Annotated in this window: 20 protein-coding genes; 16 read left to right on the top strand and 4 right to left on the bottom strand. The window is 45.3% G+C overall.

The genetic code is table 11. The features are described 5' to 3' along the window. The first annotated feature begins 296 nt into the window (after nucleotides 1-296). Nucleotides 297-398: an IncC plasmid conjugative DNA transfer DtrJ family protein gene (locus Xhom_RS45860; RefSeq protein WP_145957464.1), complete on the top strand. Its 102-nt coding sequence runs from the start codon at nucleotides 297-299 to the stop codon at nucleotides 396-398. Between the two features lie 401 nt (nucleotides 399-799). Here the strand turns inward: Xhom_RS45860 and pta are convergent, their stop codons facing one another. Beyond that, nucleotides 800-2,929, bottom strand: coding sequence for a phosphate acetyltransferase (gene pta, locus Xhom_RS13665; RefSeq protein WP_198148764.1), 2,130 nt, complete (start codon nucleotides 2,927-2,929; stop codon nucleotides 800-802). 192 nt (nucleotides 2,930-3,121) lie between these two features. Beyond that, nucleotides 3,122-4,324 (bottom strand): acetate kinase, encoded by a 1,203-nt coding sequence (gene ackA, locus Xhom_RS13660; protein WP_069315195.1) that lies wholly within the window; start codon nucleotides 4,322-4,324, stop codon nucleotides 3,122-3,124. A 263-nt stretch (nucleotides 4,325-4,587) separates the two neighbouring features. On the opposite strand from ackA, the gene yfbV reads away from it, so the two are divergent. From yfbV to Xhom_RS13645, 3 genes are all read left to right on the top strand, one after another. Beyond that, a complete protein-coding gene (gene yfbV, locus Xhom_RS13655) occupies nucleotides 4,588-5,043 on the top strand; it encodes a terminus macrodomain insulation protein YfbV (protein ID WP_069315196.1) in 456 nt (151 codons plus the stop codon). A gap of 448 nt (nucleotides 5,044-5,491) precedes the next feature. Then, the gene (locus tag Xhom_RS13650; RefSeq protein ID WP_069315197.1) at nucleotides 5,492-6,166 is read left to right on the top strand and encodes a sugar phosphatase; all 675 of its coding nucleotides are present in this window, start codon (nucleotides 5,492-5,494) and stop codon (nucleotides 6,164-6,166) included. Between the two features lie 150 nt (nucleotides 6,167-6,316). Then, nucleotides 6,317-8,146: an SLC13 family permease gene (locus Xhom_RS13645; protein ID WP_069315198.1), complete on the top strand. Its 1,830-nt coding sequence runs from the start codon at nucleotides 6,317-6,319 to the stop codon at nucleotides 8,144-8,146. A 116-nt stretch (nucleotides 8,147-8,262) separates the two neighbouring features. On the opposite strand, the gene yfbR is transcribed toward Xhom_RS13645, so the two are convergent. Together yfbR and Xhom_RS13635 are read right to left on the bottom strand one after the other, a co-directional pair. Then, complete coding sequence (gene yfbR / locus Xhom_RS13640) at nucleotides 8,263-8,844, bottom strand: 5'-deoxynucleotidase (protein ID WP_069315199.1); 582 nt, start codon at nucleotides 8,842-8,844, stop codon at nucleotides 8,263-8,265. Between the two features lie 225 nt (nucleotides 8,845-9,069). Beyond that, a complete protein-coding gene (locus tag Xhom_RS13635) occupies nucleotides 9,070-10,284 on the bottom strand; it encodes a pyridoxal phosphate-dependent aminotransferase (protein WP_069315200.1) in 1,215 nt (404 codons plus the stop codon). A gap of 799 nt (nucleotides 10,285-11,083) precedes the next feature. Between Xhom_RS13635 and hexA the strand changes: the two genes are divergently transcribed. From hexA to nuoL, 12 genes are all read left to right on the top strand, one after another. Then, nucleotides 11,084-12,067, top strand: coding sequence for a transcriptional regulator HexA (hexA, locus tag Xhom_RS13630; protein WP_069315201.1), 984 nt, complete (start codon nucleotides 11,084-11,086; stop codon nucleotides 12,065-12,067). Nucleotides 12,068-12,776: 709 nt separating this feature from the next. Continuing rightward, a complete protein-coding gene (locus Xhom_RS13620) occupies nucleotides 12,777-13,208 on the top strand; it encodes an NADH-quinone oxidoreductase subunit A (RefSeq protein ID WP_069315202.1) in 432 nt (143 codons plus the stop codon). A gap of 28 nt (nucleotides 13,209-13,236) precedes the next feature. Beyond that, nucleotides 13,237-13,911, top strand: coding sequence for a NuoB/complex I 20 kDa subunit family protein (locus Xhom_RS13615; protein WP_069315203.1), 675 nt, complete (start codon nucleotides 13,237-13,239; stop codon nucleotides 13,909-13,911). A gap of 137 nt (nucleotides 13,912-14,048) precedes the next feature. After that, on the top strand, nucleotides 14,049-15,848 hold the full coding sequence (gene nuoC / locus Xhom_RS13610; protein ID WP_198148732.1) for an NADH-quinone oxidoreductase subunit C/D: 1,800 nt from the start codon (nucleotides 14,049-14,051) through the stop codon (nucleotides 15,846-15,848). A 2-nt stretch (nucleotides 15,849-15,850) separates the two neighbouring features. Beyond that, nucleotides 15,851-16,396, top strand: coding sequence for an NADH-quinone oxidoreductase subunit NuoE (nuoE, locus tag Xhom_RS13605; RefSeq protein WP_069315205.1), 546 nt, complete (start codon nucleotides 15,851-15,853; stop codon nucleotides 16,394-16,396). Beyond that, nucleotides 16,393-17,757, top strand: a complete 1,365-nt coding sequence (gene nuoF, locus Xhom_RS13600) for an NADH-quinone oxidoreductase subunit NuoF (protein WP_069315206.1) — start codon at nucleotides 16,393-16,395, stop codon at nucleotides 17,755-17,757. Before nuoE ends, nuoF begins: the two co-directional genes overlap by 4 nt. A gap of 120 nt (nucleotides 17,758-17,877) precedes the next feature. Next, the gene (gene nuoG / locus Xhom_RS13595; protein ID WP_099139790.1) at nucleotides 17,878-20,601 is read left to right on the top strand and encodes an NADH-quinone oxidoreductase subunit NuoG; all 2,724 of its coding nucleotides are present in this window, start codon (nucleotides 17,878-17,880) and stop codon (nucleotides 20,599-20,601) included. After that, nucleotides 20,601-21,578 (top strand): NADH-quinone oxidoreductase subunit NuoH, encoded by a 978-nt coding sequence (nuoH, locus tag Xhom_RS13590; protein ID WP_069315207.1) that lies wholly within the window; start codon nucleotides 20,601-20,603, stop codon nucleotides 21,576-21,578. The genes nuoG and nuoH overlap by 1 nt, the downstream gene beginning before the upstream one ends. A gap of 15 nt (nucleotides 21,579-21,593) precedes the next feature. Next, nucleotides 21,594-22,136: an NADH-quinone oxidoreductase subunit NuoI gene (gene nuoI / locus Xhom_RS13585; protein ID WP_069315208.1), complete on the top strand. Its 543-nt coding sequence runs from the start codon at nucleotides 21,594-21,596 to the stop codon at nucleotides 22,134-22,136. 12 nt (nucleotides 22,137-22,148) lie between these two features. Then, nucleotides 22,149-22,679 (top strand): NADH-quinone oxidoreductase subunit J, encoded by a 531-nt coding sequence (gene nuoJ / locus Xhom_RS13580; RefSeq protein ID WP_069315209.1) that lies wholly within the window; start codon nucleotides 22,149-22,151, stop codon nucleotides 22,677-22,679. After that, the gene (nuoK, locus tag Xhom_RS13575; protein ID WP_069315210.1) at nucleotides 22,676-22,978 is read left to right on the top strand and encodes an NADH-quinone oxidoreductase subunit NuoK; all 303 of its coding nucleotides are present in this window, start codon (nucleotides 22,676-22,678) and stop codon (nucleotides 22,976-22,978) included. The genes nuoJ and nuoK overlap by 4 nt, the downstream gene beginning before the upstream one ends. Then, nucleotides 22,975-24,849, top strand: coding sequence for an NADH-quinone oxidoreductase subunit L (nuoL, locus tag Xhom_RS13570; protein ID WP_069315211.1), 1,875 nt, complete (start codon nucleotides 22,975-22,977; stop codon nucleotides 24,847-24,849). Before nuoK ends, nuoL begins: the two co-directional genes overlap by 4 nt. Nucleotides 24,850-24,861: the final 12 nt, after the last annotated feature.

Raw genomic sequence — 24,861 nt, 5'->3', positions numbered from 1 at the left:
TCGATAAAATAATGCAATAATCACGTTACGTCGATATTTTTTGTTGTTTCATTGAGCATGATGAAGTTGAGTGCTATTACTTGCATGATTATTAAGGTAAATTTTTGCATTAGGAAGCGTAAGCATCCGGTGATCCTACTTTACTTTGTCAGATAACAAGAAAGCGGGATTTTGGCTAAAGGCATTCACAGGTCAGAAAGCGGCCATTTGAATATCACTCAGCCAAGGTCACAGCCGCCACTGGTATCGTTTATCCAGCTGCGCTGATTTTTTACTCCGGTTGAGGCAGAGTATGAATCCCTTTTGTTTATCATCACGCTAAACGTGTTATTAAACCTGTTTTTATTATTCCTTGTTTTGTCTATTTATCTCAATCAACTGCGTATACCTTAATCTGATATTGTCCTCTGCATCATTATTCTTGGGTACAGTGGTGATTATTACTATCACGATGTTTAAGAATATCGATATTTAAATAATATTTTTAATGTATTAAATTAAATTAATGGTAATTTTTTCTAAATCCGCTAATCCAGATGTATTCCCACAACATTATATTTTATATAAAGTAAGACCATTAGGATCTTTCGATAAAGAAATATTAGTAACTTCTTCAAGAAATATGCAGTATTAATCGACTCTCTTAGTGAAAGATTATTCGTTAAAGATAATTGGTAGGGTGTAGAAGCATCGAATTGCTTGAAACAAAAACAACCCCAACGAAAAAGTATGGGGTTGTTTCTATTTGTGGGTGTTATCTCATCATGTATTTCACAATCAAATAAAACCAAGCAAACAATTAGGCATTTTCTTGCTGAGTTGACTGAATAGCAGTCAGTGCAACGGTATAAACGATGTCATCAACCAGTGCGCCACGGGACAGGTCGTTAACAGGTTTACGCATACCTTGCAGCATTGGCCCGATAGACACCAGATCCGCAGAGCGCTGTACCGCTTTATAAGTGGTGTTACCAGTGTTCAGATCTGGGAAGATAAACACGGTAGCCTGACCAGCAACTGGGGAGTTTGGTGCTTTGGATTTTGCTACGTCTGCCATGATCGCTGCGTCGTACTGCAATGGACCATCAATGATCAGGTCTGGGCGTTTTTCTTGTGCCAGACGGGTTGCTTCGCGAACTTTCTCTACGTCGCTACCTGCACCAGAGTTACCGGTGGAGTAGGAGATCATCGCAACGCGTGGTTCAATGCCGAATGCTTTTGCAGAATCTGCGGATTGGATCGCGATTTCAGACAGTTGCTCAGCGGTTGGATCAGGGTTGATCGCACAGTCACCGTAAACCAATACTTGCTCTGGCAGCAACATGAAGAAAACAGAAGAAACCAATGAGCTGTTTGGCGCCGTTTTGATTAACTGTAATGGTGGACGAATGGTGTTCGCTGTCGTGTGAACTGCACCGGAAACCAGACCGTCAACTTCATTTTGTTCCAGCATCAAGGTGCCAAGAACCACGTTGTCTTCCAGTTGTTCACGAGCAACAACTTCGGTCATGCCTTTGTTCTTACGTAGTTCAACCAGACGTGGAACGTAACGTTCACGTACAGCCGCCGGGTTGACAATTTCAATGCCTGCACCCAGTTCAACGCCCTGAGCCGCAGCCACACGACGGATTTCTTCTGGATCACCCAGCAAGATACATTCAGCAATGCCACGTTCAGCACAGATAGCAGCGGCTTTGACTGTACGTGGTTCATCGCCTTCTGGAAGAACGATACGTTTACTAGCCTGACGAGCCAGTTCGGTCAGCTGATAGCGGAATGCTGGTGGAGACAGACGATTTGGGCGCTCTGATGCTGCCGCCAGAGAATCAATCCACTCGCTGCTGATGTGCTGTGCAACGTAGTTCTGTATTTTTTCGATACGTTCGTGATCATCCGCAGGTACTTCCAGACTGAAGCTTTGCAGGTTCAGTGAAGTCTGCCATGTGTTGGTTTCTACAGTGAAAACTGGCAGGCCAGTGCTGAAAGCACGTTCGCACAGTTCACGGATAGAATCATCAATTGAATAACCGCCGGTCAGCAGTACCGCTCCGACTTCAACACCATTCATCGCTGCCAGACAAGCAGTGATCAGGACGTCAGGGCGATCAGCAGAAGTTACCAGCAGAGAACCCGGACGGAAGTACTCCAGCATGTTAGGAATGCTGCGGGCACAGAAAGTCACGGATTTGATGCGACGGTTCTGAATATCACCTTCGTTGATGATGTCAGCTTTCAGGTGTTTTGCCATATCAATCGCACGGGTGGCGATCAGATCAAAGCTCCATGGAATACAGCCGAGGATTGGCAGTGGACTGTTTTTAAAGATGCTTTTTGGATCGATGTGGGCAATAGTTGCTTTGCTGGCTTCGTCAAAGATTTCGGACAAATCTGGACGAGTACGGCCTTGATCATCAACAGGTGCATTCAGTTTGTTAACAATAACACCGATGATGTTTTGGTTTTTAATCCCACCATACTCTGCACGGCTCAGTTCAATGCGCTCTTTTAGCTGTTCTGGGCTGTTGGTGCCCAGTGCAGTTACAAAGACGATTTCAGCGTTAAGTGTCTTGGCGATTTCATAGTTAAGAGATTGGGCAAAAGGATGTTTGCGAGTCGGAACCAGACCTTCGATCAGAACCACTTCTGCATTTTTGGTATTTTCGTGGTAATGCGCCACGATCTCTTCCATCAACACGTCTTTTTTGTTGGTGGTCAGCAGAGATTCTACATGTGCCATATCCAGTGGTTCAGCAGCATGGATACTGGAATGTGAACGGATAATGGAGGTAGTTTGATCCTGAGAACCAGTGTGACGTGGTTGTGCGATAGGTTTGAAAACGCTCAGGCTAACGCCTTTTTGCTCCATGGAGCGAATGACACCCAGGCTGACACTGGTTAAACCAACGCTGGTGCCAGTGGGGATTAGCATAATTATACGGGACACGGAAACCTCTTTAGCGGTTGCTCGTCAGTCAATAAACGTGACTCAATGCGGTATGTTATATAAATAGAGAAAACATGAACTATGAGCTAACGCAATTTTTATTAAGGAAATATTAGTCAATGCACGTCTGAATAGAGAACCGCCAGCAATGCTGGCGGTTCTTGAAAGCTATACTGCTTATGCGGTCAGGCGTGCTGAATCCTGAGCAATTACCAACTCTTCATTGGTTGGGATAACCAGAGCAGGACGGCTGTTATCAGTGGTGATAACACCTGATTTGCCGAAGCGAGCTGCAAGGTTACGCTCATGATCATATTCGAAGCCCAGCAGAGCAATTTTCTTCATGGTCAGTTCACGAACCAGAGAGGAGTTTTCACCGATACCACCAGTGAATATGATCGCATCCAGACGTCCTTCCATCATTGCGCTGTAAGCACCGATGTATTTTGCCAGACGGTGGCAGAAAACGTCCATGGCACGTTTAGCATCCGCGTGAGTTTCGTAGTTATCTTCTACGTAACGGCAGTCGCTGGTGACTTCGGTCAGACCGAGTAAGCCAGATTCTTTGGTCAGCAGCGTGTTGATTTGATTAATGCTCATGCCCATTGCATCGTGCAGATGGAAGATGATAGCAGGATCGATATCACCACTGCGGGTACCCATGACCAGACCTTCCAATGGAGTCAGCCCCATAGAAGTATCAACACATTGGCCGTTAACAATCGCAGAAACAGAACCACCGTTACCCAGATGGCAGGTGATGACGTTCAGTTCTTCAACTGGCTTGTCCAGCATCTTGGCTGCTTCACGGGAAACATAGAAGTGGCTGGTACCATGTGCGCCATAACGACGAACGCCATGTTCTTTGTACAGGTTGTATGGCAGTGCGTACAGGTATGCTTCTTCAGGCATAGTCTGGTGGAATGCAGTGTCAAATACTGCAATGTTTTTCTCAGCCAGATGTGGGAATTCTTTTTGCGCTTCTGCAATACCGATCAGGTGAGCCGGGTTGTGCAGTGGTGCGAATGGAATGGCAGCTTCGATACCTTGGATCACTTCGTCAGTGATAATGACGGAAGAAGTGAATTTTTCACCGCCATGAACAATACGGTGACCGATGGCTGAAATTTGTGCAGAAAGTTCTGGCTTTTGAGCCAAAATAGTATTAACAATGAAGTTTAGTGCTTCACTGTGTGCTGCGCCGGCACCTAAAGCAGCTTCGTTTTTCGCACCATCCATTTTCCACTTAATACGGGCTTCAGGAAGGTTAAAGCACTCTGCTAAACCAGAAAGATATTCTTCACCATTGGCAGGGTCGATGATAGCGAATTTCAGGGAGGAGCTACCGCAGTTAAGAACCAGTACCAGCTTACTTGACATGGAAATACCTATTATCTTGTGTGATCTAATCTTAAATAAGAATGATGTTAAAAAATAAAATAATTTGTTAACAAACTGAACCTAATTGTTGCGAAAAAGGTCAAAATTTCTGTTTTGCTGCTGCAACAACATAAAAGTCTGTGTAGGATACCGTTTGCTAGCAATAAAGACAAAATATACTTAATAGTATTAATACTACAAAAAAGGTTTTATCTTTTGTAGAGATTTTTTAAAAATTATACCTTTAATTGATTGAGGTCATGATGAACACGACACCACCGGTCAGCCAAGGTTGGTTCAAACGGATGCAATTAGGGCAACAATATTTAAAAACGTGGCCATTGGAAAAGCAGCTCGCTCCCGTTTTCCCCGAAAACCGCGTGATTAAGGCTACTCGCTTTGGTATTCGTTTTATGCCTCCATTGGCAATTTTTACTCTGACATGGCAAATCGCACTGGGTGGTCAATTAGGCCCATCAGTGGCGACGGCGTTGTTTGCCTGTAGTTTGCCGTTGCAAGGATTGTGGTGGTTGGGAAAACGTGCGGCAACGCCTTTACCGGAAGCGCTGTTGAAATGGTTTTATGAAATTAGGGAAAAATTTACGGAAGCAGGCATTGCCATGGTGCCTATGGAAAATGTCCCGACTTACTTCTCACTGGCTGAATTGCTCAAACGTGCTTTCAAGCAGTTGGACAACTCTTTTCTTGATGATATTTAAATCTCTGAAAACCGCCCTTCAGGCGGTTAATGAATTAGTTATTTGATAATCCCTGTCTGGGTTAATAAACTGTTATCAAATTCATATCCATATCCATGCACAAGTCTTCGTATGCAAAATATCATCGTGATTTTCTGACCCTTATCAAATGAGTATTGGGTATATAATTGCGTGAGTAAAATACCTATTTAATTGAATTATTTAGAGAAATTTATCGTAACTTTATTAAAATGTTCATTTTAGGGTGAGCACGGAGAGGCTATACTTATTTCGTTTTCAGGAGTTTTGTTTCCGGTAGTTATAGCTTTGAATGTCAGAATGCTGAGATGAGATCGATATGAGTGTATGTTAACTCTTGGTTTTCTCGTGTTAGCTAATACAATACCGTCTGAGCACCGTTGAAATTTGTCAGATGGTTAACGCATAGCTGAGTTTGAAGGAGTAAAGTGTGGTACTGAACTGTAAAGGTTTCTTATTCGATTTAGATGGTACGCTGATCGACTCACTGCCTGCGGTTGAGAGGGCATGGAGCTTGTTTGCTGATAAGATGGGTATCGACCGAAATGAAGTGCTGAACTATGTTCATGGTACTCCAGCCATATTGTCACTGCGCCATTTTATGCCAGATGCCAGTGAAGATGAAATCATCAGCACTTTCAAATGGATTGAAAAACTCGAAACAGAAGATACAGAGGGCATTACTGCTTTGCCCGGCGCTGTTGCCCTGATTGATAAGTTAAATGCGTTGGATATTCCGTGGGCAATTGTGACGTCTGGGACGGTTCCTCTTGCTTCAGCCCGCCATAAAGTCGCTGAATTACCTGAACCAGCCCATTGGATAACAGCAGAGTCTGTGAAACAAGGAAAACCAAATCCTGAGCCTTATTTACTGGGAGCCAAAATCTTGGGGTTATTGCCTGAAGATTGTGTGGTTTTTGAAGATGCTGCCGCAGGGATCCATGCAGGTTTGGATGCAGGCTGTCAGGTCGTGGTAGTCCACAATTCGCCAGATATGCCGCGCCGTGATGAAATTCATTTGGTGATCGATAATCTGGAAGATATTGAAATTGTTAAATCTGGCGGTGATGTGTCTATTTATACAACAAATCAGGAAAATGATTGATCATAACGGGCGTTTTTCCCTGAGAAAAATGCTCTACTTACTCTGTTAACGTTTGTACCCATTAAGCTTTTGATAACAGCCAGTTTGCTTTTTGGCAGACTGGTATTGCGGATAGGGCATGTTTAGAAGGTATCGTTGATAGAGGTCAAATTGAATAGCGAATTGTTGTGGGTATTGACCCTGCTATTGATAGCTATTGTGCTTTTCACCACAAATAAAGTCAGAATGGATGTTGTGGCTTTATTGGTAATCATTGCATTTGTCTTGAGTGGCACACTGACATTAAGTGAAGCTACTGTCGGTTTTAGTGATCCCAATGTACTGTTGATTGCCGCTCTGTTTGTTATTGGCGAAGGATTGGTAAGGACAGGTGTTGCCTACCAAATGGGAGACTGGCTGGTTCGTGTTGCAGGTAACAGTGAAACCAAAATGTTGGCATGCCTCATGTTATCGGTTGCGGGCTTGGGCGCTTTCATGAGTTCAACTGGCGTTGTGGCCATCTTCATTCCGGTTGTATTGAGTGTGGCTGCCAGAATGAAAACGTCTCCGGGGCGGCTGATGATGCCTTTGGGTTTTGCGGGTTTGATCAGCGGTATGATGACATTGGTGGCGACGCCACCCAATATGGTCGTCAATAGTGAGTTGATACGTGAAGGTTTGCAGAGCTTTGATTTTTTTTCTATTACACCGATTGGCATATTAGTGTTGCTGGCAGGGGTTATTTATATGCTGATCGCCCGTCGTTGGCTCGGTGGAAAAGCTCTCCAAACAGAAAACGATCGTTATCACCGGACATTTCGTGACTTGATTCGCAACTATAAATTGTCTGGACGTGCCCGCCGCCTTGCCATCCGTCAAGGTTCTCCGTTGATTGGTCATACACTGGATGAGTCGGGATTGCGGGCTTGCTATAACGCCAATGTCATTGGTGTCGAGCGGTGGCGTAAGTTTCGTCGGGTGATCGTTGCCGCCACCGGGGATATGGAATTCAGAGATCAGGATGTTCTGCTGGTGGATATGTCTGCCAGTGATGTTGATTTGCGGAAGTTTTGTAGAGAACAACATTTGGAACCGATGGTACTGCACGGAGAGTATTTTTCGGAGCGATCCCGTGAGGTGGGAATGGCAGAGGTTTCTGTGATCCCGGAATCCGATTTATTGGGGCAATCGTTGCGCAGTATGAAATTCCGTACGCGTTATGGCCTTAATGTGGTAGGTATTCGTCGCGGTGGCAAGGCACTGGAGGGCAAATTAGTCGATGAATCTTTGTTGCTCGGTGATACGTTATTGGTTATTGGCGACTGGAAACTGATCCGTGCGTTGAAAACCAAAGCCCCTGATTTTATTGTGTTGAACCTGCCTGTTGAAGTGGAAAGTGCGGCGCCTGCGGCGTCACAGGCTCCTCATGCGTTGTTCTGCCTTGCCTTGATGGTGGCTATGATGCTTACCAATGAAATTCCAAATTTTATTGCTGCGTTGATTGCCTGTCTTCTGATGGGAAAATTTCGCTGTATCGATATAGAAAGCGCTTATCGAGCTATTCACTGGCCGAGCATTATTTTGATTGTCGGCATGATGCCGTTTGCATTGGCATTGCAGAAAACGGGAGGGATTGATTTAATTGTCAGTGGCTTGATGGATATTGCCGGTAATATGGGGCTTCGGGTGATGCTGATGTGCTTGTTTGTGCTCTGTGCCGTTATCGGATTGTTTATTTCCAATACAGCGACGGCGGTGTTGATGGCACCGATCGCGATTGCAGCGGCTAAAGAAATGTCCGTTTCTCCCTTACCTTTTGCGATGATTATTGGTGTAGCGGCTTCGGCGGCTTTCATGACACCTGTTTCATCTCCCGTCAACACATTGATTTTGGGGCCGGGAGGGTATCAATTTGCTGATTTTATGAAAATCGGTGTCCCATTTACGTTCATTGTTATGGGAATTAGTGTCGCGATTATTCCTATACTTTTCCCGTTCTGATCTTTATACCCTTGCTTTTCAAGTTGCAGTTTCAGCATCATGTGAAGCTGCATCATGGTTATCTATTTATGTTACTGAATGCCGCGTTATCGAATATTTGTTAGAATGCAAGCCTGTCAGAGACTGATTTCATCAAGAGAGAGACTGAAACTCGGTACGAATACATCCATAAAATAATCCATTTCGTCGCTATGTCGTTCTGCCAGTGTTTTATCCAAGCGGGTTTTGGCTTGATTGAATTCGGTATTGCCTGCAGAGAGTTCCTCCAGACATTTCAGATAAGCGCATAACGCATCGGCTTGTTTGACAATGTGGATCTCTTCTTCGGTATGGTGATGCTCATCCAAGATGGAGCGGAAATCATCTTGTAATTCCGTTGGTAGCATATTCAACAATTTTTGTTGGGCAATTTTTTCTATTTTCTTATATTCATGGGCAATCTGAGGGTTGTAATATTTTATCGGAGTAGGTAAATCTCCCGTGATGACTTCGCTGGCATCGTGATACATCGCCAGCAGAGCGATCCGTTCTGCATTGACATTGCCGTTGAATTTACGATTTTTGATAACCGCCAGTGCGTGGGCGACAAAAGCGACCTGCAAACTGTGCTCTGAAACATTTTCTGTGCGCACATTTCGCATCAGAGGCCAACGGCTGATAAGTTTCAGTCGGGATAATTGGGCGAAAAAATGGCTCATAATTTTCTCTTGCTGCGAAATAATGTGATTAATTGTGAGCGGACGAGGAGGGGAAGTAAACCTATTCAGTGTTAATTTTCGTCAAGGTACCCTCGTTATCTTTCAAGTTGCCGTTTTGTTGGCTACACCAATTCACCCAGAAACATAGCTAGCTATGTTTCTGGGGATGTTTTCGTTTTAATGCAACTCAAAATCTATTGAGTAGATACTTTATAAATATTTTGACTATTGGCGATAGTTAACGATAAAGCGAGAAAATTTCTCGATAGCAATTTGCAGATCAGTGACATGCGGTAATGTGACGATGCGGAAATGGTCAGGTTTTGGCCAGTTGAATGCCGTACCTTGAACCAGCAGGACTTTTTCCTGCAATAAGAGATCCAATACCATTTTCTGGTCGTCATAAATATTGAAACGCTTGGTATCTATTTTAGGGAACATATACAGTGCACCCATTGGTTTCACACAAGAAACCCCCGGGATCTGGTTAATCAATTCCCATGCACGATTGCGCTGTTCATAGAGTCGGCCACCCGGGAAAATAAATTCACTGATACTCTGATAGCCACCAAGTGCTGTTTGAATCGCGTGTTGCATTGGTACGTTGGCACAAAGACGCATTGATGCCAGCATTTCCAACCCTTCAATATAGCCTTTTGCTTGCTTTTTCGGGCCATTCAGTACCATCCAGCCTTGACGAAAACCAGCAACACGATAGGTTTTTGACAGACCATTAAAGGTAACAGTGAAGAGGTCGGGAGCCAATGCCGCGATGGAGTGGTGCTGAGCATCATCATATAGGATTTTGTCGTAAATCTCGTCGGCAAAAATAATCAAATTATGCTGGCGGGCAATTTCCACTATTTCCAGTAACAGCTCTTTACTATATACCGCCCCAGTTGGGTTATTCGGGTTAATAATAACGATGCCACGGGTACGTGGGGTAATTTTACGGCGGATATCATCAAGATCAGGGAACCAACCTTGCTGTTCATCACACAGATAGTGGACAGCATTACCGCTGGAAAGTGATACAGCGGCCGTCCAGAGAGGGTAGTCAGGCGCAGGGATCAGCATTTCGTCCCCTGTATTCAACAAGGCTTGCATGGATTGAACAATAAGTTCAGAAACACCGTTACCAATAAAGATATCTTCAACGGTGATATCCAGCATATTTCTGGCTTGATAATGCTGCATGATCGCCTTGCGTGCTGAATACAACCCTTTTGAGTCGGAATAGCCTTGGGCTGTTGATAGATTACGAATGACATCGACCAAAATTTCATCGGGTGCTTCGAAGCCAAATGGCGCCGGATTACCAATGTTTAATTTCAGTACCTTATTGCCTTCTTCTTCAAGTCGCTTGGCTTCTTTGAGGGTATTCCCCCGGATGTCATAACAGACATTATCTAATTTGCTGGATTTATTAATGGAAAACATAGAGTGCCTGAACCTCTTGGCAAAATGGATACTACCCGGCATAAAAAGTGTGATGTCCAATGTACTCTTCTCGGTCTATCTTTTGAAGATACTTTGATATCTTTGGTTAAAACGGTTGCTTTAAGAATAAATGCCTCATCTTGCTCTCTGAAAACTTGAGCTATATTGGTATTTTATTCTTTCTTTTGATGTTAAGTTAGTGTCAAATTTTGAGTAATGGTGTGTTTTTAGTTGGCCTAGAGAATCAGAGGTGACATTTCGACAATTAATTTTTAGTAAATTTGTGTGATAAAACTGGAATTGTCAATAAAAGTAATAAGGTTTGTATAATGTATTCTTATAATTTATCTTTACTGGCGTAAAGTTAATTTAGGTTTTTATCACGTGATACTTCGACAATTGTTTTGAATGTTTATCCATAACATTTTCAGGCCTATTTAATGAAAGTGAAAATCCATTAAAAATACTAATACTGTCTTGCTACGTTAAGTTTTCCTAATTCAGATAACGTTATTCTTTGAAGCAAGTCAGAAAAAGAGTGTTTGTACTGGAAATCGATGATTATGTGATGTAAATAGAGTTTTATCTCTAGTTATTTTTTGAATTGCGTAAATTTTGTTAAGAAAAGGAGAAATTAAAACCCATGATGATCTAAATAGTAAAAAAAAGTGCAGTAAACCTTTGCCCTATTTAATAGAGTAGAGTAATGTCACAATCGGTATTATTTTATTTGATACTGCTGAAGTAAAAACACCAGGTTAGTTAGTAATTAAAATCAAAAAAAAGTGATGAATAAACAATGATAAATGCAAATCGTCAGATAATAAACCTCGATCTCGATCTGCTAAGAACTTTTGTTGCCGTTGCTGACTTAAATACTTTTGCAGCAGCAGCAGCAGCTGTTTCTAGAACGCAGTCGGCTGTGAGTCAGCAAATGCAGCGGTTAGAGCATCTGGTGGGGAGAGAATTATTTGCTCGCCACGGTCGTAACAAGCTTCTTACCGAGCATGGTCTTCAACTTCTTGGTTATGCACGTCAGATCCTCCGTGCCAATGACGATGCAACAGCATCATTAACCTACAATGATGCAGACGGTGAATTAAGAATAGGTGTGTCTGATGACGCTGTTGATACCCTTCTGCCTTTCTTGTTGAACCGTATTGCCTCTGTCTATCCACGTGTGGCTGTTGATGTGCGCATTAAGCGCTCTCAGTTTATTGAAAGCATGTTGGATAACCATGAGATTGATTTGGCAGTAACCACAGCAAAAATTAACCACCATCCCAAAACGGTATTACGCTCTTCTCCTGTTTTATGGCACTGTGCGCCAGATTTTCAGTTGCAGACGAACGAGCCTGTACCGTTAGTTGTGATGGATGAAACTAACCCATTCCGCCAGATCGCTCTGGATACGCTGGATATGGCAGGTATTTCATGGCGCATTGCGTATGAAGCTGCTTCCCTGTCTGCTGTTCGTGCGGCTGTGAATGCAGAAGTCGGTATTACCGCTCGCCCTCTGGAAATGCAGAATGCAGACCTGAGAATTTTGGGGGAAAGTGAAGGGTTACCACGTCTGCCGGAAATTCAATTCTTCTTATATCGTAACAGTAACGAACAGAATGAATCTGTCCTGACCGTTTTTGATGCTATAGAAAATAAGAAAACACCTTATACTGTAACTCCTATTGAATCCGACGAAACAGATGAATCTGTTGAATCAATTGAATCCACCAAATCGGCTGAATCCGTTGATGAAGCCCCCGTCGAAAATATAGACGAATAAATATTACATATTTTATAGGCTAATATTTCCATTTTATTTGTGGAGATATTAGCCTGTTGATAATTGCTTATTAATAATCATCTCTAGTTTCCATTCCCCTTTCTGATATTTACCGCTAGAAATATGCCCTACTAATTTTCCTGCCTCTTTTGAATTTTGGTTAAAATAATGTTTCTTTGTTAACAACTTTCATTTTTTTAATTGATAAAATAAATCTATTCATAGAAATAGATGTCTGTTTGCACTTTAATCGTTCCTTTTAGAAACAATTTATTAAGAATTGAATATATTGTGTTCAAGTGATTAATGGTTTTCAGCAAATTTGTGGGCTTGATCATAAAAATACCCTAATAGATACAGTGGAAAGACAGGTTTTTCCTGAGATAATGGTGTAGTAAAGTCGAGTTATCGGTTAGACTAGATAAAGTGTGTTGTTAGTTTTTTGTACGACTGACACGTTTTAGCGGTACATAAGCACAATCTGTTAATTAATGGTTCTTGCTTTGTAAATAAATAGGTAAACACATTTGTCTTGATTGACAAAATATGTTGAGAGGAATAAAAACCAAAACGATTCAAGTCATCAATACTATTGATTAGCACTGTTTCAGGTTTGGTTGTTATCCCTTCCCATGAATCGATGTGGTGCAACACTGCCAGCAAAAAGAGCAGATACCTTGACACCACTTTTGATGAGTAAGCAACGAGTATGTCTACATCTACTGGAGTTTTGGCCCATCACTGGGCGTTTGCGATTTTCCTGATAGGTGCCCTTGGTTTGTGTGCGCTTATGCTATTGGGTGCGTACTTTCTTGGGGGCAAGGCTAAAGCCAGAGCAAAGCACATACCCTATGAATCAGGTATCGATTCTGTCGGCAGTGCTCGTCTCCGTCTGTCGGCGAAGTTTTATCTGGTCGCCATGTTCTTTGTTATCTTCGACGTTGAAGCCCTGTATTTATACGCATGGTCAGTCTCAATCAAAGAGAGTGGCTGGTTGGGCTTTGCCGAAGCCAGCATTTTCATTTTGGTGTTATTGGCCGGCTTGGTTTATCTGGCGCGCATTGGAGCACTGAACTGGACGCCTGCACGTTCAAAAGGTCAAGTCAGTAAGCCCAGTGTTGATATTAATACCAAACAATAGTCATGTGCAGTAATAGCGAGGCATAAAGATGGATTATACGCTCACCCGCATAGATCCGAACGGTGAGAATGACCGTTATCCCCTGCAAAAACAGGAAATTGTCAGCGATCCTTTAGAGCAGCACGTCCACCGTAGTGTCTATATGGGTAAATTAGAACATGCTCTGCATGACATGGTGAATTGGGGCAGAAAGAATTCCCTATGGCCTTATAACTTTGGCCTTTCCTGTTGTTATGTTGAGATGGTGACGTCATTTACCGCAGTTCACGATGTTGCACGTTTTGGTGCAGAAGTATTGAGAGCATCTCCCCGTCAGGCCGACTTCATGGTTATTTCAGGAACCTGCTTCGTCAAGATGGCACCTGTCATTCAACGTTTGTATGACCAAATGTTGGAGCCAAAGTGGGTTATTTCAATGGGAGCCTGTGCAAATTCTGGTGGTATGTACGATATTTATTCTGTAGTGCAAGGGGTTGATAAATTTATCCCTGTTGATGTCTACATTCCGGGCTGCCCGCCACGCCCTGAAGCCTATATGCAAGCATTGCTGCTGTTGCAGGAATCCATAGGTAAAGAGCGCCGCCCATTATCATGGGTTGTTGGCGATCAGGGGGTTTACCGCGCGAATATGCAATCAGAAAGAGAAAGGAAACGCGGCGAACGTATTGCAGTGAAAAACCTGCGTACCCCAGACGAAATTTAAGGCTTTTAGCCAAATAGCAAGGCGTTAATCATATAACAAGGCCTTGGCTATAAAATACAAACCAGAGCAGTGTCGTAACTCAAAAGCAATAAAGTGTTGCGACCACAATAAACCCTGATCAAGCGTTGTGGTGAAGAATGATGACAGATCAGATAGCGCAAGAAAGCGCTCTGCCAGCTTGGGAAACACGGGATCACCTTGATGACCCTGTCGTGACCGAGCTTAATCGTCAATTTGGCCCGGAAGCTTTTACCGTCCAGCCGACCCGTACTGGTATACCAGTTGTTTGGGTTAAGCGGGAACAGTTATTGGAAGTAATAACGTTCCTGAAAAAATTACCCAAACCTTATGTTATGTTGTTTGATTTGCATGGTGTTGATGAGCGTCAGCGTATTCACCGACAAGGTCTGCCTTCAGCAGACTTTTCGGTGTTTTATCACTTGATTTCTATTGAGAGAAATCGTGACATTATGCTGAAAGTCGCCCTCAATGAGAAAGACTTGAATGTCCCAACTTCTACGTCAATTTTCCCGAATGCCAACTGGTATGAACGTGAAACGTGGGAAATGTTCGGGATTACATTCAACGGCCATCCGAATTTACGTCGTATCCTGATGCCGCCGACTTGGGAAGGGCACCCGCTGCGTAAAGAATATTCTGCGCGCGCCACGGAATTTGATCCTTTCACGCTGACTAAGCAGAAAGAAGATCTGGAAATGGAAGCCCTGACTTTCAAACCCGAAGAGTGGGGGATGAAACGTGGCACTGAGAATGAGGATTTCATGTTCCTCAACCTTGGCCCAAACCATCCTTCAGCTCACGGTGCATTCCGCATTGTTCTTCAGCTTGATGGCGAAGAAATTGTCGATTGTGTTCCCGATATCGGCTACCACCATCGTGGTGCAGAAAAAATGGGTGAACGTCAGTCATGGCACAGTTATATCCCTTATACCGATCGTATTGAATATTTGGGGGGATGTGTTAACGAAATGCCTTATGTGCTTGCCGTCGAAAAATTGGCTGGCATTGAAGTACCTGACCGCGTGAAAACCATCCGCGTCATGTTGTCTGAACTGTTCCGCATCAATAGTCACCTGCTTTATATCAGCACATTTATTCAGGATGTCGGTGCTATGACGCCGGTGTTCTTTGCCTTTACTGACCGCCAAAAAGTTTATGATGTTGTTGAAGCCATTACTGGGTTCCGTATGCACCCGGCTTGGTTCCGTATTGGTGGTGTCGCGCATGACCTGCCTCGTGGCTGGGATAAATTGTTGCGTGACTTGTTGGACTGGCTGCCAAAACGTTTGAATTCCTATGTCAAAGTAGCATTGAAAAATAGTGTCCTGAAAGGACGTTCCGTCGGAGTGGCTTCCTACAATGCGAAGCAAGCTCTTGATTGGGGTGTCACTGGTGCGGGGCTGCGCGCAACCGGCATTAGTTTTGACGTGCGTAAATGGCGTCCTTACTCCGGTTATGAAAACTTTGATTTCGAAGTACCCACTGGCTACAACGGCGACTGTTATGACCGTGTGATGTTGAAAGTGGAAGAGATTCGCCAGAGTATGCGCATCCTTGAACAGTGCCTTAAAAATATGCCGGAAGGCCCGTTCAAGGCTGATCATCCTCTGACAACGCCACCACCGAGAGAACGAACTCTGCAACATATCGAAACCATGATTAATCACTTCCTGCAAGTGTCATGGGGGCCGGTCATGCCTGCCAATGAATCATTCCAGATGATTGAAGCGACTAAAGGGATTAACAGTTATTACCTGACGAGTGACGGTAACACGATGAGTTACCGTACCCGCATTCGTACACCAAGTTTTGCTCATTTGCAGCAAATTCCATCGGTGATCCGCGGCAGTCTGGTTTCTGACCTGATAGTTTATCTGGGCAGTATCGATTTTGTTATGTCTGATGTGGATCGCTAACGATGCAAAGTGAATTTAACGCAAACAAGCAAGTACGCCTTGATGTGGTTAACGTAACGGATGCTCAGACAGCGGATAAGTTTGTACTGAGTGCGAGAGAACATGATGCCATTGAGCAGGAAAAGCACCATTACGAAGATCCGCGCGCAGCGTCAATTGAGGCACTGAAAATTGTGCAGAAACAGCGTGGTTGGGTGCCAGATGGTGCTATCTACGCTATTGCTGAAGTTTTAGGTATTCCTGCCAGTGATGTGGAAGGTGTGGCAACATTTTATAGCCAGATTTACCGTCAGCCAGTAGGGCGCCACATTATTCGATATTGTGACAGTGTTGTTTGTCACATCACAGGCTATCAGGGGGTTCAGGCGGCAATAGAAAAGCACCTGAACATTCGTCCGGGGCAAACTACGACAGATGGGCGTTTCACACTGCTGCCAACCTGTTGCTTGGGTAACTGTGATAAAGGGCCGACCATGATGATCGATGATGATACCCACAGTTATGTCACACCCGAAGAAATTGAAAAATTGCTGGAGCAGTATCAATGACAACGCATTCAGGAGTGAAAGAAATTATCCGCACAGCGGAAAATCATCCCCTGACATGGCGGTTGCGTGATGACCAACAACCTGTCTGGCTGGATGAATACCGTAGTAAGAATGGTTACAAAGGCGCTGAAAAAGCACTGAAGGGTATGGCATCTGATGAAATTACCTCGTTGGTGAAAGATGCTGGCTTGAAGGGACGCGGTGGTGCAGGATTTTCCACAGGATTAAAGTGGAGTCTGATGCCAAAAGACGAAAGTATGAATATTCGCTACCTGTTGTGCAATGCCGATGAGATGGAGCCAGGGACTTATAAAGACCGCTTGCTGATGGAACAACTGCCTCATCTGCTGGTAGAAGGTATGTTAATCAGTGCGTTTGCGCTAAAAGCATACCGTGGCTACATTTTCCTGCGTGGTGAATATGTAGAAGCAGCAGTTCATCTGCGTAAGGCCATTGAAGAAGCCAAGGCCGCTGGTTTGCTCGGCAAAAACATTTTGGGTAGTGGTTTTGATTTTGAATTATTTGTTCATACCGGCGCGGGACGTTATATCTGTGGTGAAGAAACTGCACTGATTAATTCCCTTGAAGGGCGCCGGGCGAATCCGCGTTCCAAACCCCCATTTCCTGCAACAGCCGGCGTTTGGGGTAAACCAACCTGTGTCAATAACGTCGAAACGCTGTGTAACGTCCCAGCTATCCTTGAACATGGCAAAGAGTGGTACATCGGTCTGAGTGACGGCAAAAGTAAAGACGCCGGCACAAAACTGATGGGTTTTTCTGGTCGAGTCAAAAATCCCGGTCTTTGGGAGCTGCCTTTTGGCACAACTGCTCGTGAAATTCTTGAAGATTATGCTGGTGGTATGCGTGACGGGCTGAAATTCAAAGCTTGGCAGCCAGGTGGTGCGGGAACTGATTTTCTGACAGAAGCTCACCTTGACCTGCCAATGGATTTCGAAAGTATCGCTAAAGCCGGCAGCCGTTTGGGAACCGCTCTCGCGATGGCAGTAGATCATGAGATCAATATGGTATCCCTGACTCGGAACCTTGAAGAGTTTTTCGCCCGCGAATCCTGTGGTTGGTGTACACCATGCCGTGATGGATTACCGTGGAGCGTCAAAATCCTCCGTGCTATTGAGAGTGGGAAAGGGCAGCCCGGTGATATTGAAACGCTGGAGCAACTCTGCCGTTTCCTTGGCCCCGGCAAAACTTTCTGTGCCCATGCACCCGGTGCCGTAGAGCCTTTGCAGAGTGCCATCAAATATTTTCGTGAAGAATTTGAAGCAGGAATCGTCATGAAAGACTATGGCAATACCAGCCTGATTGCGGGCATTCAACCAAATTTGCTCAAGCAGCGTTGGTAAGGTTAATTTGCGGGCCTTCTTTGCAAAATAACTTGCAAGAATAGATTGCAAGAATGGCTCACTGAAGCAGAATTTTTGTTTAACGCCTGCCACGGCAGGCCATTGGGAAGCATGCTGACTATGGCTACGATACATGTAGACGGCAAAAATTATGATGTAAACGGGGCTGATAACCTGTTACAAGCCTGCCTCTCATTGGGGCTTGATATACCTTATTTTTGCTGGCATCCAGCGCTGGGAAGCGTTGGCGCTTGCCGCCAGTGTGCGGTGAAGCAATATCAGAACGCGGAAGATACTCGCGGTCGTCTGGTGATGTCTTGTATGACACCCGCGTCAGATGGCACGTATATCTCCATTAATGATGAAGAAGCAAAACAATTCCGTGCAAGTGTCGTGGAATGGTTAATGACCAACCATCCTCATGATTGCCCTGTCTGTGAAGAAGGGGGCAACTGCCACTTGCAGGATATGACGGTGATGACGGGGCATTCATTCCGCAAATACCGTTTTACCAAACGTACTCACAAAAATCAGGATCTGGGGCCATTCGTTGCTCATGAAATGAACCGTTGTATCGCTTGTTACCGTTGTGTCCGCTACTACAAAGATTATGCGGATGGAACGGATCTTGGCGTTTATGGCGCTCATGACAATGTCTATTTTGGTCGTCCTGAAGACGGTACACTGGAAAGTGAATTCTCCGGCAATCTGGTCGAAATCTGCCCGACCGGAGTATTTACCGATAAGACCCATTCAGAGCGCTACAACCGTAAATGGGATATGCAGTTTGCACCAAGTATCTGTCAACAGTGCAGTATCGGCTGTAATACCAGCCCCGGTGAACGTTACGGTGAATTGCGTCGGATCGAGAACCGTTATAACGGCACTGTTAACCATTACTTTATGTGTGACCGAGGCCGTTTTGGTTATGGATATGTCAACCGTGAAGATCGTCCTCGTCAGCCACAGCAATTGCGTGGTGATCAGTGGATTTCACTGAATGCAGAGCAGGTTATGCAGGGTGGGGCGGATATTTTGCGTCAGGCAAAAAATACCATTGGTATTGGTTCACCGCGCGCCAGCATTGAAAGCAACTTCGCGCTGCGTGAATTGGTTGGGGCGGAAAATTTTTACAGCGGTATTTCAGTAGAAGAACAGAGCCGTCTTGATATGATGCTGGAAATCCTTCAACAAGGTGGCGTTCATACTCCGTCTCTGCGTGAGATTGAAGGTTACGATGCGGTGTTAGTTTTGGGTGAAGATCTCACTCAAACAGCCGCTCGCATGGCATTGTCTGTTCGTCAAGCGGTCAAGGGTAAAGCGCGTGAAATGGCGGCAGCCCAGAAAGTGGCAGATTGGCAGATTGCAGCCGTGATGAACATTGGACAGCATGCTAAGTATCCTCTGTTTTTAACCAGCGTTGATAATACCCGATTGGATGATGTTGCAGCATGGAGTTATTGCGCACCCGTTGATGATCAAGCACGCTTTGGTTTTGCTGTGGCACACGCCTTAAACAGCATTGCTCCTGCTGTTAATGATTTGCCGGATGAACTGAAATCGAAAGTAGACATCATTGCACAAGCACTGCGTGAAGCGAAAAAACCATTGATTATCAGTGGCAGCAATGCATGTAGTGATACTTTGATTCAGGCGGCAGCCAATATTGCATGGGCACTGAAAGATAAAGGAGCTAATGTCGGTCTTTCTTATGTTGCTGCGTATGCCAATAGCCTCGGTTTGGCAATGATGGAAGCACAACCACTGGATGTTGCTTTACAGCGTATCGCTAAAGGTGATTCAGACACAGCTATCGTGATGGAAAATGATCTCTATCGTCATGCGCCTGCTGATAAAATTGACAGTGCACTCGATAGCCTGAAAAACCTGATCGTTGTTGACCATCAACGTACTGCCATCATGGATAAAGCACACCTGATCCTTTCAGCTTCTAGTTTTGCGGAAAGTGACGGTACATTGGTGAATCAGGAAGGCCGTGCTCAGCGCTACTTCCAAGTCTATGAACCTGCATTCTATGATAAATCAATCGTTATGTTGGAAAGCTGGCGTTGGATGCATTCCCTCTATACCACTTATACCCAATGCCAGACAGACTGGACTCAGCTTGACCATGTGATTGAAGCCTGCGTCGAAGCGATGCCTCAATTCAAGGGAATTGTCAAAGCTGCTCCTGATTCTACATTCCGTATCCGTGGGCAAAAACTGGCTCGTTCACCGCATCGTTACAGCGGTCGTACTGCCATGCTTGCTGATGTCAGTGTTCATGAGCAACGTCAGCCACAAGATATCGACACCGCATTTGCCTTCTCGATGGAAGGAAATAACAGTCCGTTTGCTGAGCGTCAGCAAATCCCGTTTGCATGGGCACCGGGCTGGAACTCCCCGCAGGCATGGAACAAATTCCAGGTCGAAGTGGGTGGCAAATTGCGCTTTGGTGATCCCGGCGTTCGTTTAATTGAGGCCGTGGATGGTGGGTTGAACTATTTTGACGCTATTCCGGCAGCATTCACGGCGCAAAAAAATGAATGGTATGTCGCGCCTTATTTCCATCTGTTCGGCAGTGATGAATTGTCACAGCGCGCTGATGTCATTCAAGAACGTATGCCAGAGCCGTATGTGATGATTAATCATCAAGATGCTGAATACCTGAGTGTGAAAGAAGGTTCCATGATGGAGTTTGATTGTGCGGGTCAGCAATTGCGTTTGGTTGTGCGTCTAAGCAGCAATCTTGCACAAGGGCAGATTGGCCTCCCGTTGGGAATGCCCGGTATCCCACCAGTTCTGGCAGGTAAATCAGTCAGTCAATTACGGGAGGTTGCATAATGAGTTGGTTTACTCCCGATGTGATTGAAATTTTGCTTTCCGTCCTGAAAGCGGTTGTGATTTTGCTGGTCGTAGTTGTCTGCGGAGCATTCATGAGCTTCGGCGAACGCCGTTTGCTCGGATTGTTCCAGAATCGTTATGGGCCAAACCGGGTAGGTTGGGGCGGTTCATTACAGCTTGTCGCTGACATGCTCAAAATGTTCTTTAAAGAAGACTGGGTACCCCGTTTCTCTGATCGGGCCATTTTTACTTTGGCACCTGTCATTGCGTTCTGTTCGCTGTTGTTGGCTTTTGCCATCGTGCCTGTAAGCCCAACGTGGATGGTGGCTGACCTTAACATCGGTATCTTGTTCTTCATGATGTTGGCGGGTCTGGCGGTGTACGCTGTGTTATTTGCCGGATGGTCGAGTAACAACAAATATTCCCTGCTGGGAGCCATGCGCGCATCAGCACAGACATTGAGCTACGAAGTCTTCCTTGGTCTTTCCATGATGGGTGTTGTGGCACAAGCCGGTTCTTTCAACATGGTGGATATTGTCAATTCGCAGCAACATCTGTGGAATATCATTCCCCAGTTCTTTGGCTTCCTGACTTTTGCCATTGCGGGGGTTGCGGTGTGCCACCGTCATCCCTTTGACCAACCTGAAGCTGAACAAGAGCTGGCGGATGGTTATCATGTCGAATATTCCGGTATGAAATTCGGTCTGTTTTTCGTCGGGGAATATATCGGCATCGTGACCGTCTCAGCCTTAATCGTCACGCTGTTCTTTGGTGGCTGGCATGGGCCTTTATTGCCTTCATTTATTTGGTTTGCGCTGAAAACAGCCTTTTTCATGGTGATGTTTATCCTGATCCGTGCTGCTTTGCCGCGTCCGCGTTATGACCAAGTAATGTCATTTGGCTGGAAAGTCTGCCTGCCGTTAACGTTACTCAACCTGCTGGCGACTGCCGCAGTGATTTTATACAACGCTCAATAAAGGGGTGATTAAACCATGACATTGAAAGAGTTAGTGGTTGGTTTCGCCACCCAGGTACGCAGTATTTGGATGATAGGGCTTCATGCCTTCCATAAACGCGAAACAAAAATGTATCCGGAAGAACCGGTTTATTTGCCACCCCGTTACCGTGGGCGCATCGTTCTGACGCGTGATCCTGACGGTGAAGAGCGTTGTGTTGCCTGTAACCTGTGTGCGGCGGTGTGCCCGGTGGGATGTATCTCACTGCAAAAAGCCGAGGAAAAAGATGGTCGTTGGTATCCTGAATTTTTCCGCATCAATTTCTCGCGTTGCATTTTCTGCGGCCTGTGTGAAGAAGCCTGCCCAACGACAGCTATCCAATTGACGCCTGATTTTGAGTTGGGTGAATTCAAGCGTCAGGATTTAGTCTATGAAAAAGAAGATCTTTTGATCTCTGGGCCGGGTAAATACCCTGATTATAACTTTTACCGTAAGACTGGTATGGCAATTGACGGCAAGGATAAGGGTGAAGCCGACAATGAAGCTAAACCTATCGACGTTAAAAGCCTGTTGCCATAAGGAGCGATATTCATGGAGTTTGCATTTTATATCGCAGGGCTGGTTGCCATCCTGACAACGCTCAGGGTGATAACGCACACAAATCCTGTACATGCTTTGTTGTACCTGATTACGTCCCTATTGGCACTTTCTGTTGTCTTTTTCTCGTTGGGGGCATATTTCGCTGGTGCACTGGAGATCATTGTTTACGCTGGGGCGATCATGGTGTTGTTCGTCTTTGTCGTGATGATGCTGAATCTGGGCAAATCTGTTTCGGAACAAGAACGGATATGGTTAAAGCCGGGTGTCTGGCTTGGCCCTTCCATTTTAGCCACAGTGTTGTTGGCTGTACTGATTTACGCTATCAGCACTTTGTCATCAGCAGAAATCAGTGGTGAAGTCGTCAGCGCCAAAGAAGTGGGTATCAGCCTGTTCGGGCCTTATGTATTGGCCGTCGAGTTGGCATCTTTACTGTTATTGGCGGGGCTAGTGGTGGCTTATCACATTGGCCGTGAAAATCGTCAGGGTGAAGTGATTAGCAATCGTGCGGAGGATCAACAATGATACCTTTAGACCATGGTCTGATTCTGGCGGCCATCTTGTTTATATTGGGCTTCACTTGCCTGATTATCCGCCGCAATTTGTTATTTATGCTGATCGGGCTGGAAATAATGATCAATGCTTCAGCGCTGGCGTTTGTTGTTGCTGGTAGCTATTGGCTCCAGCCTGATGGTCAGGTGATGTACATACTGGCTATCACTCTGGCAGCAGCCGAGGCGAGTATCGGTCTGGCACTGTTACTACAGTTGCACCGTCGTCGCCAAAATCTGAATATTGATACAGTCAGTGAGATGCGCGGATGAACTTACTCTATTTAACAATTCTGTTGCCACTGCTGGGATTTTTGCTATTGGCATTCTCTCGTGGCCGATGGTCTGAAAATCTATCAGCCACCATCGGGAGTGGCTCTGTCGGTTTGGCAGCATTGGTTACACTCTGGGTCGGGATAGACTTCTTTTCCCAAAATAGCCTTGCTCCGGATGGGGCAGGGGGGCTGGTTTACAGTCAAACATTGTGGAACTGGATGGCAGTCGATAACTTTAATATCCCTGTCAATCTGGTACTGGATGGCTTGTCATTGACCATGCTGAGTGTTGTTACCGGCGTTGGTTTCCTGATCCACGTCTATGCATCGTGGTACATGCGAGGTGAAGAAGGCTATTCCCGTTTCTTCGCTTATACCAACCTGTTTATCGCCAGCATGGTAGTACTGGTTCTGGCGGATAACATGTTGCTGATGTACCTCGGTTGGGAAGGGGTGGGGCTGTGCAGTTACTTGCTGATCGGTTTCTACTATAAAACCCCAGCCAATGGCGCAGCAGCAATGAAAGCCTTTATCGTGACCCGTGTGGGTGATGTGTTCCTTGCCATTGGGATGTTTATCCTTTACGACCAGCTCGGCACATTGAGCTTCCGCGAACTGGCGGTATTGGCACCACAACATATTGAGGCGGGTTCTACTGCAATCACTTGGGCAACCTTGATGATCCTAGGTGGTGCTGTGGGTAAATCAGCGCAGTTGCCATTACAAACGTGGCTGGCGGATGCGATGGCAGGCCCGACACCGGTTTCAGCGTTGATCCATGCTGCGACCATGGTGACCGCGGGTGTGTATCTGATTGCCCGCAGTCATGTTCTATTCCTGATGGCGCCTGATATTCTGCATTTGGTTGGCATTATCGGTGCTGTTACTTTGGTGCTGGCGGGTTTCGCAGCGTTGGTGCAGACTGATATCAAACGTGTACTTGCATACTCCACCATGAGCCAGATTGGTTATATGTTTCTGGCATTGGGCGTACAAGCATGGGATGCAGCTATCTTCCATCTGATGACTCATGCCTTCTTCAAAGCATTGTTGTTCCTGTCCTCTGGCTCAGTGATCCTTGCTTGCCATCATGAACAGAACATCTTCAAAATGGGCGGGCTGAGTAAGCGTATTCCGTTTGTTTACCTCTGCTTCATTGTGGGCGGCTCTGCATTGTCGGCATTACCACTGTTGACCGCCGGTTTCTACAGTAAAGATGAAATCTTGTGGGGCGCTCTGGCAAATGGTCATATGTACCTGATGCTGGCAGGGCTTGCTGGCGCATTGATGACTTCTCTGTATACCTTCCGCATGATCTTTATTGTGTTCCACGGTAAAGAGAATACCCAAGCGCATCCTGTTAAGGGGATCACCCACACCTTGCCACTGTCAGTACTGTTGGTGTTGTCTACTTTTGTAGGGGGCACATTGATTAAGCTACCGCTGGCGGGAGTTTTGCCGGGAATGCCGGAAAATAGTGCAGCAGGGCATGATGGTAAACTGACATTGGAAATTGTTTCTGGTGTGGTTGCGGTTATCGGCATCTTGCTGGCGGCTGCATTGTACCTCGGCAAACGCAGTGTTGTGAATGCGACAGCAAACAGCGCACCGGGTCGTTTCTTCTCCACATGGTGGTTCCATGCTTGGGGATTCGATGCACTGTATGATTGGGTATTTGTAAAACCATTCAAAGGAATTACGAAAGTATTACAAAATGATCCGTTGAACTCACTGATGAATATCCCTGCCATATTGTCACGTTGGGGCAATAAAGGGCTTAGATTAAGTGAGAACGGACAGATCCGTTGGTACGCTACCTCTATGGGGTTGGGTGCAGTGCTGGTTTTAGCTCTGCTGCTTTTGATTTAATTAAGGGACACA

The organism is Xenorhabdus hominickii (assembly GCF_002632725.1).
Classification (GTDB): Bacteria; Pseudomonadota; Gammaproteobacteria; order Enterobacterales; family Enterobacteriaceae; genus Xenorhabdus; species Xenorhabdus hominickii.
Note: the sequence above shows the minus strand (reverse complement) of the source record. Positions and strands in the feature narration are given on the sequence as shown.

What these genes read in the sequence shown, in the direction of transcription:
- yfbV (WP_069315196.1), top strand. Translation starts at nt 4,588, where the DNA reads ATGAACACGACACCACCGGTCAGCCAAGGTTGGTTCAAACGGATGCAA.
- pta (WP_198148764.1), bottom strand. Translation starts at nt 2,929, where the DNA reads ATGCTAATCCCCACTGGCACCAGCGTTGGTTTAACCAGTGTCAGCCTG.
- nuoL (WP_069315211.1), top strand. Translation starts at nt 22,975, where the DNA reads ATGAACTTACTCTATTTAACAATTCTGTTGCCACTGCTGGGATTTTTG.
- hexA (WP_069315201.1), top strand. Translation starts at nt 11,084, where the DNA reads ATGATAAATGCAAATCGTCAGATAATAAACCTCGATCTCGATCTGCTA.
- Xhom_RS13620 (WP_069315202.1), top strand. Translation starts at nt 12,777, where the DNA reads ATGTCTACATCTACTGGAGTTTTGGCCCATCACTGGGCGTTTGCGATT.
- Xhom_RS13635 (WP_069315200.1), bottom strand. Translation starts at nt 10,284, where the DNA reads ATGTTTTCCATTAATAAATCCAGCAAATTAGATAATGTCTGTTATGAC.
- nuoJ (WP_069315209.1), top strand. Translation starts at nt 22,149, where the DNA reads ATGGAGTTTGCATTTTATATCGCAGGGCTGGTTGCCATCCTGACAACG.
- yfbR (WP_069315199.1), bottom strand. Translation starts at nt 8,844, where the DNA reads ATGAGCCATTTTTTCGCCCAATTATCCCGACTGAAACTTATCAGCCGT.
- ackA (WP_069315195.1), bottom strand. Translation starts at nt 4,324, where the DNA reads ATGTCAAGTAAGCTGGTACTGGTTCTTAACTGCGGTAGCTCCTCCCTG.
- Xhom_RS13615 (WP_069315203.1), top strand. Translation starts at nt 13,237, where the DNA reads ATGGATTATACGCTCACCCGCATAGATCCGAACGGTGAGAATGACCGT.
- nuoI (WP_069315208.1), top strand. Translation starts at nt 21,594, where the DNA reads ATGACATTGAAAGAGTTAGTGGTTGGTTTCGCCACCCAGGTACGCAGT.
- nuoH (WP_069315207.1), top strand. Translation starts at nt 20,601, where the DNA reads ATGAGTTGGTTTACTCCCGATGTGATTGAAATTTTGCTTTCCGTCCTG.
- nuoE (WP_069315205.1), top strand. Translation starts at nt 15,851, where the DNA reads ATGCAAAGTGAATTTAACGCAAACAAGCAAGTACGCCTTGATGTGGTT.
- nuoC (WP_198148732.1), top strand. Translation starts at nt 14,049, where the DNA reads ATGATGACAGATCAGATAGCGCAAGAAAGCGCTCTGCCAGCTTGGGAA.
- nuoK (WP_069315210.1), top strand. Translation starts at nt 22,676, where the DNA reads ATGATACCTTTAGACCATGGTCTGATTCTGGCGGCCATCTTGTTTATA.
- nuoF (WP_069315206.1), top strand. Translation starts at nt 16,393, where the DNA reads ATGACAACGCATTCAGGAGTGAAAGAAATTATCCGCACAGCGGAAAAT.
- nuoG (WP_099139790.1), top strand. Translation starts at nt 17,878, where the DNA reads ATGGCTACGATACATGTAGACGGCAAAAATTATGATGTAAACGGGGCT.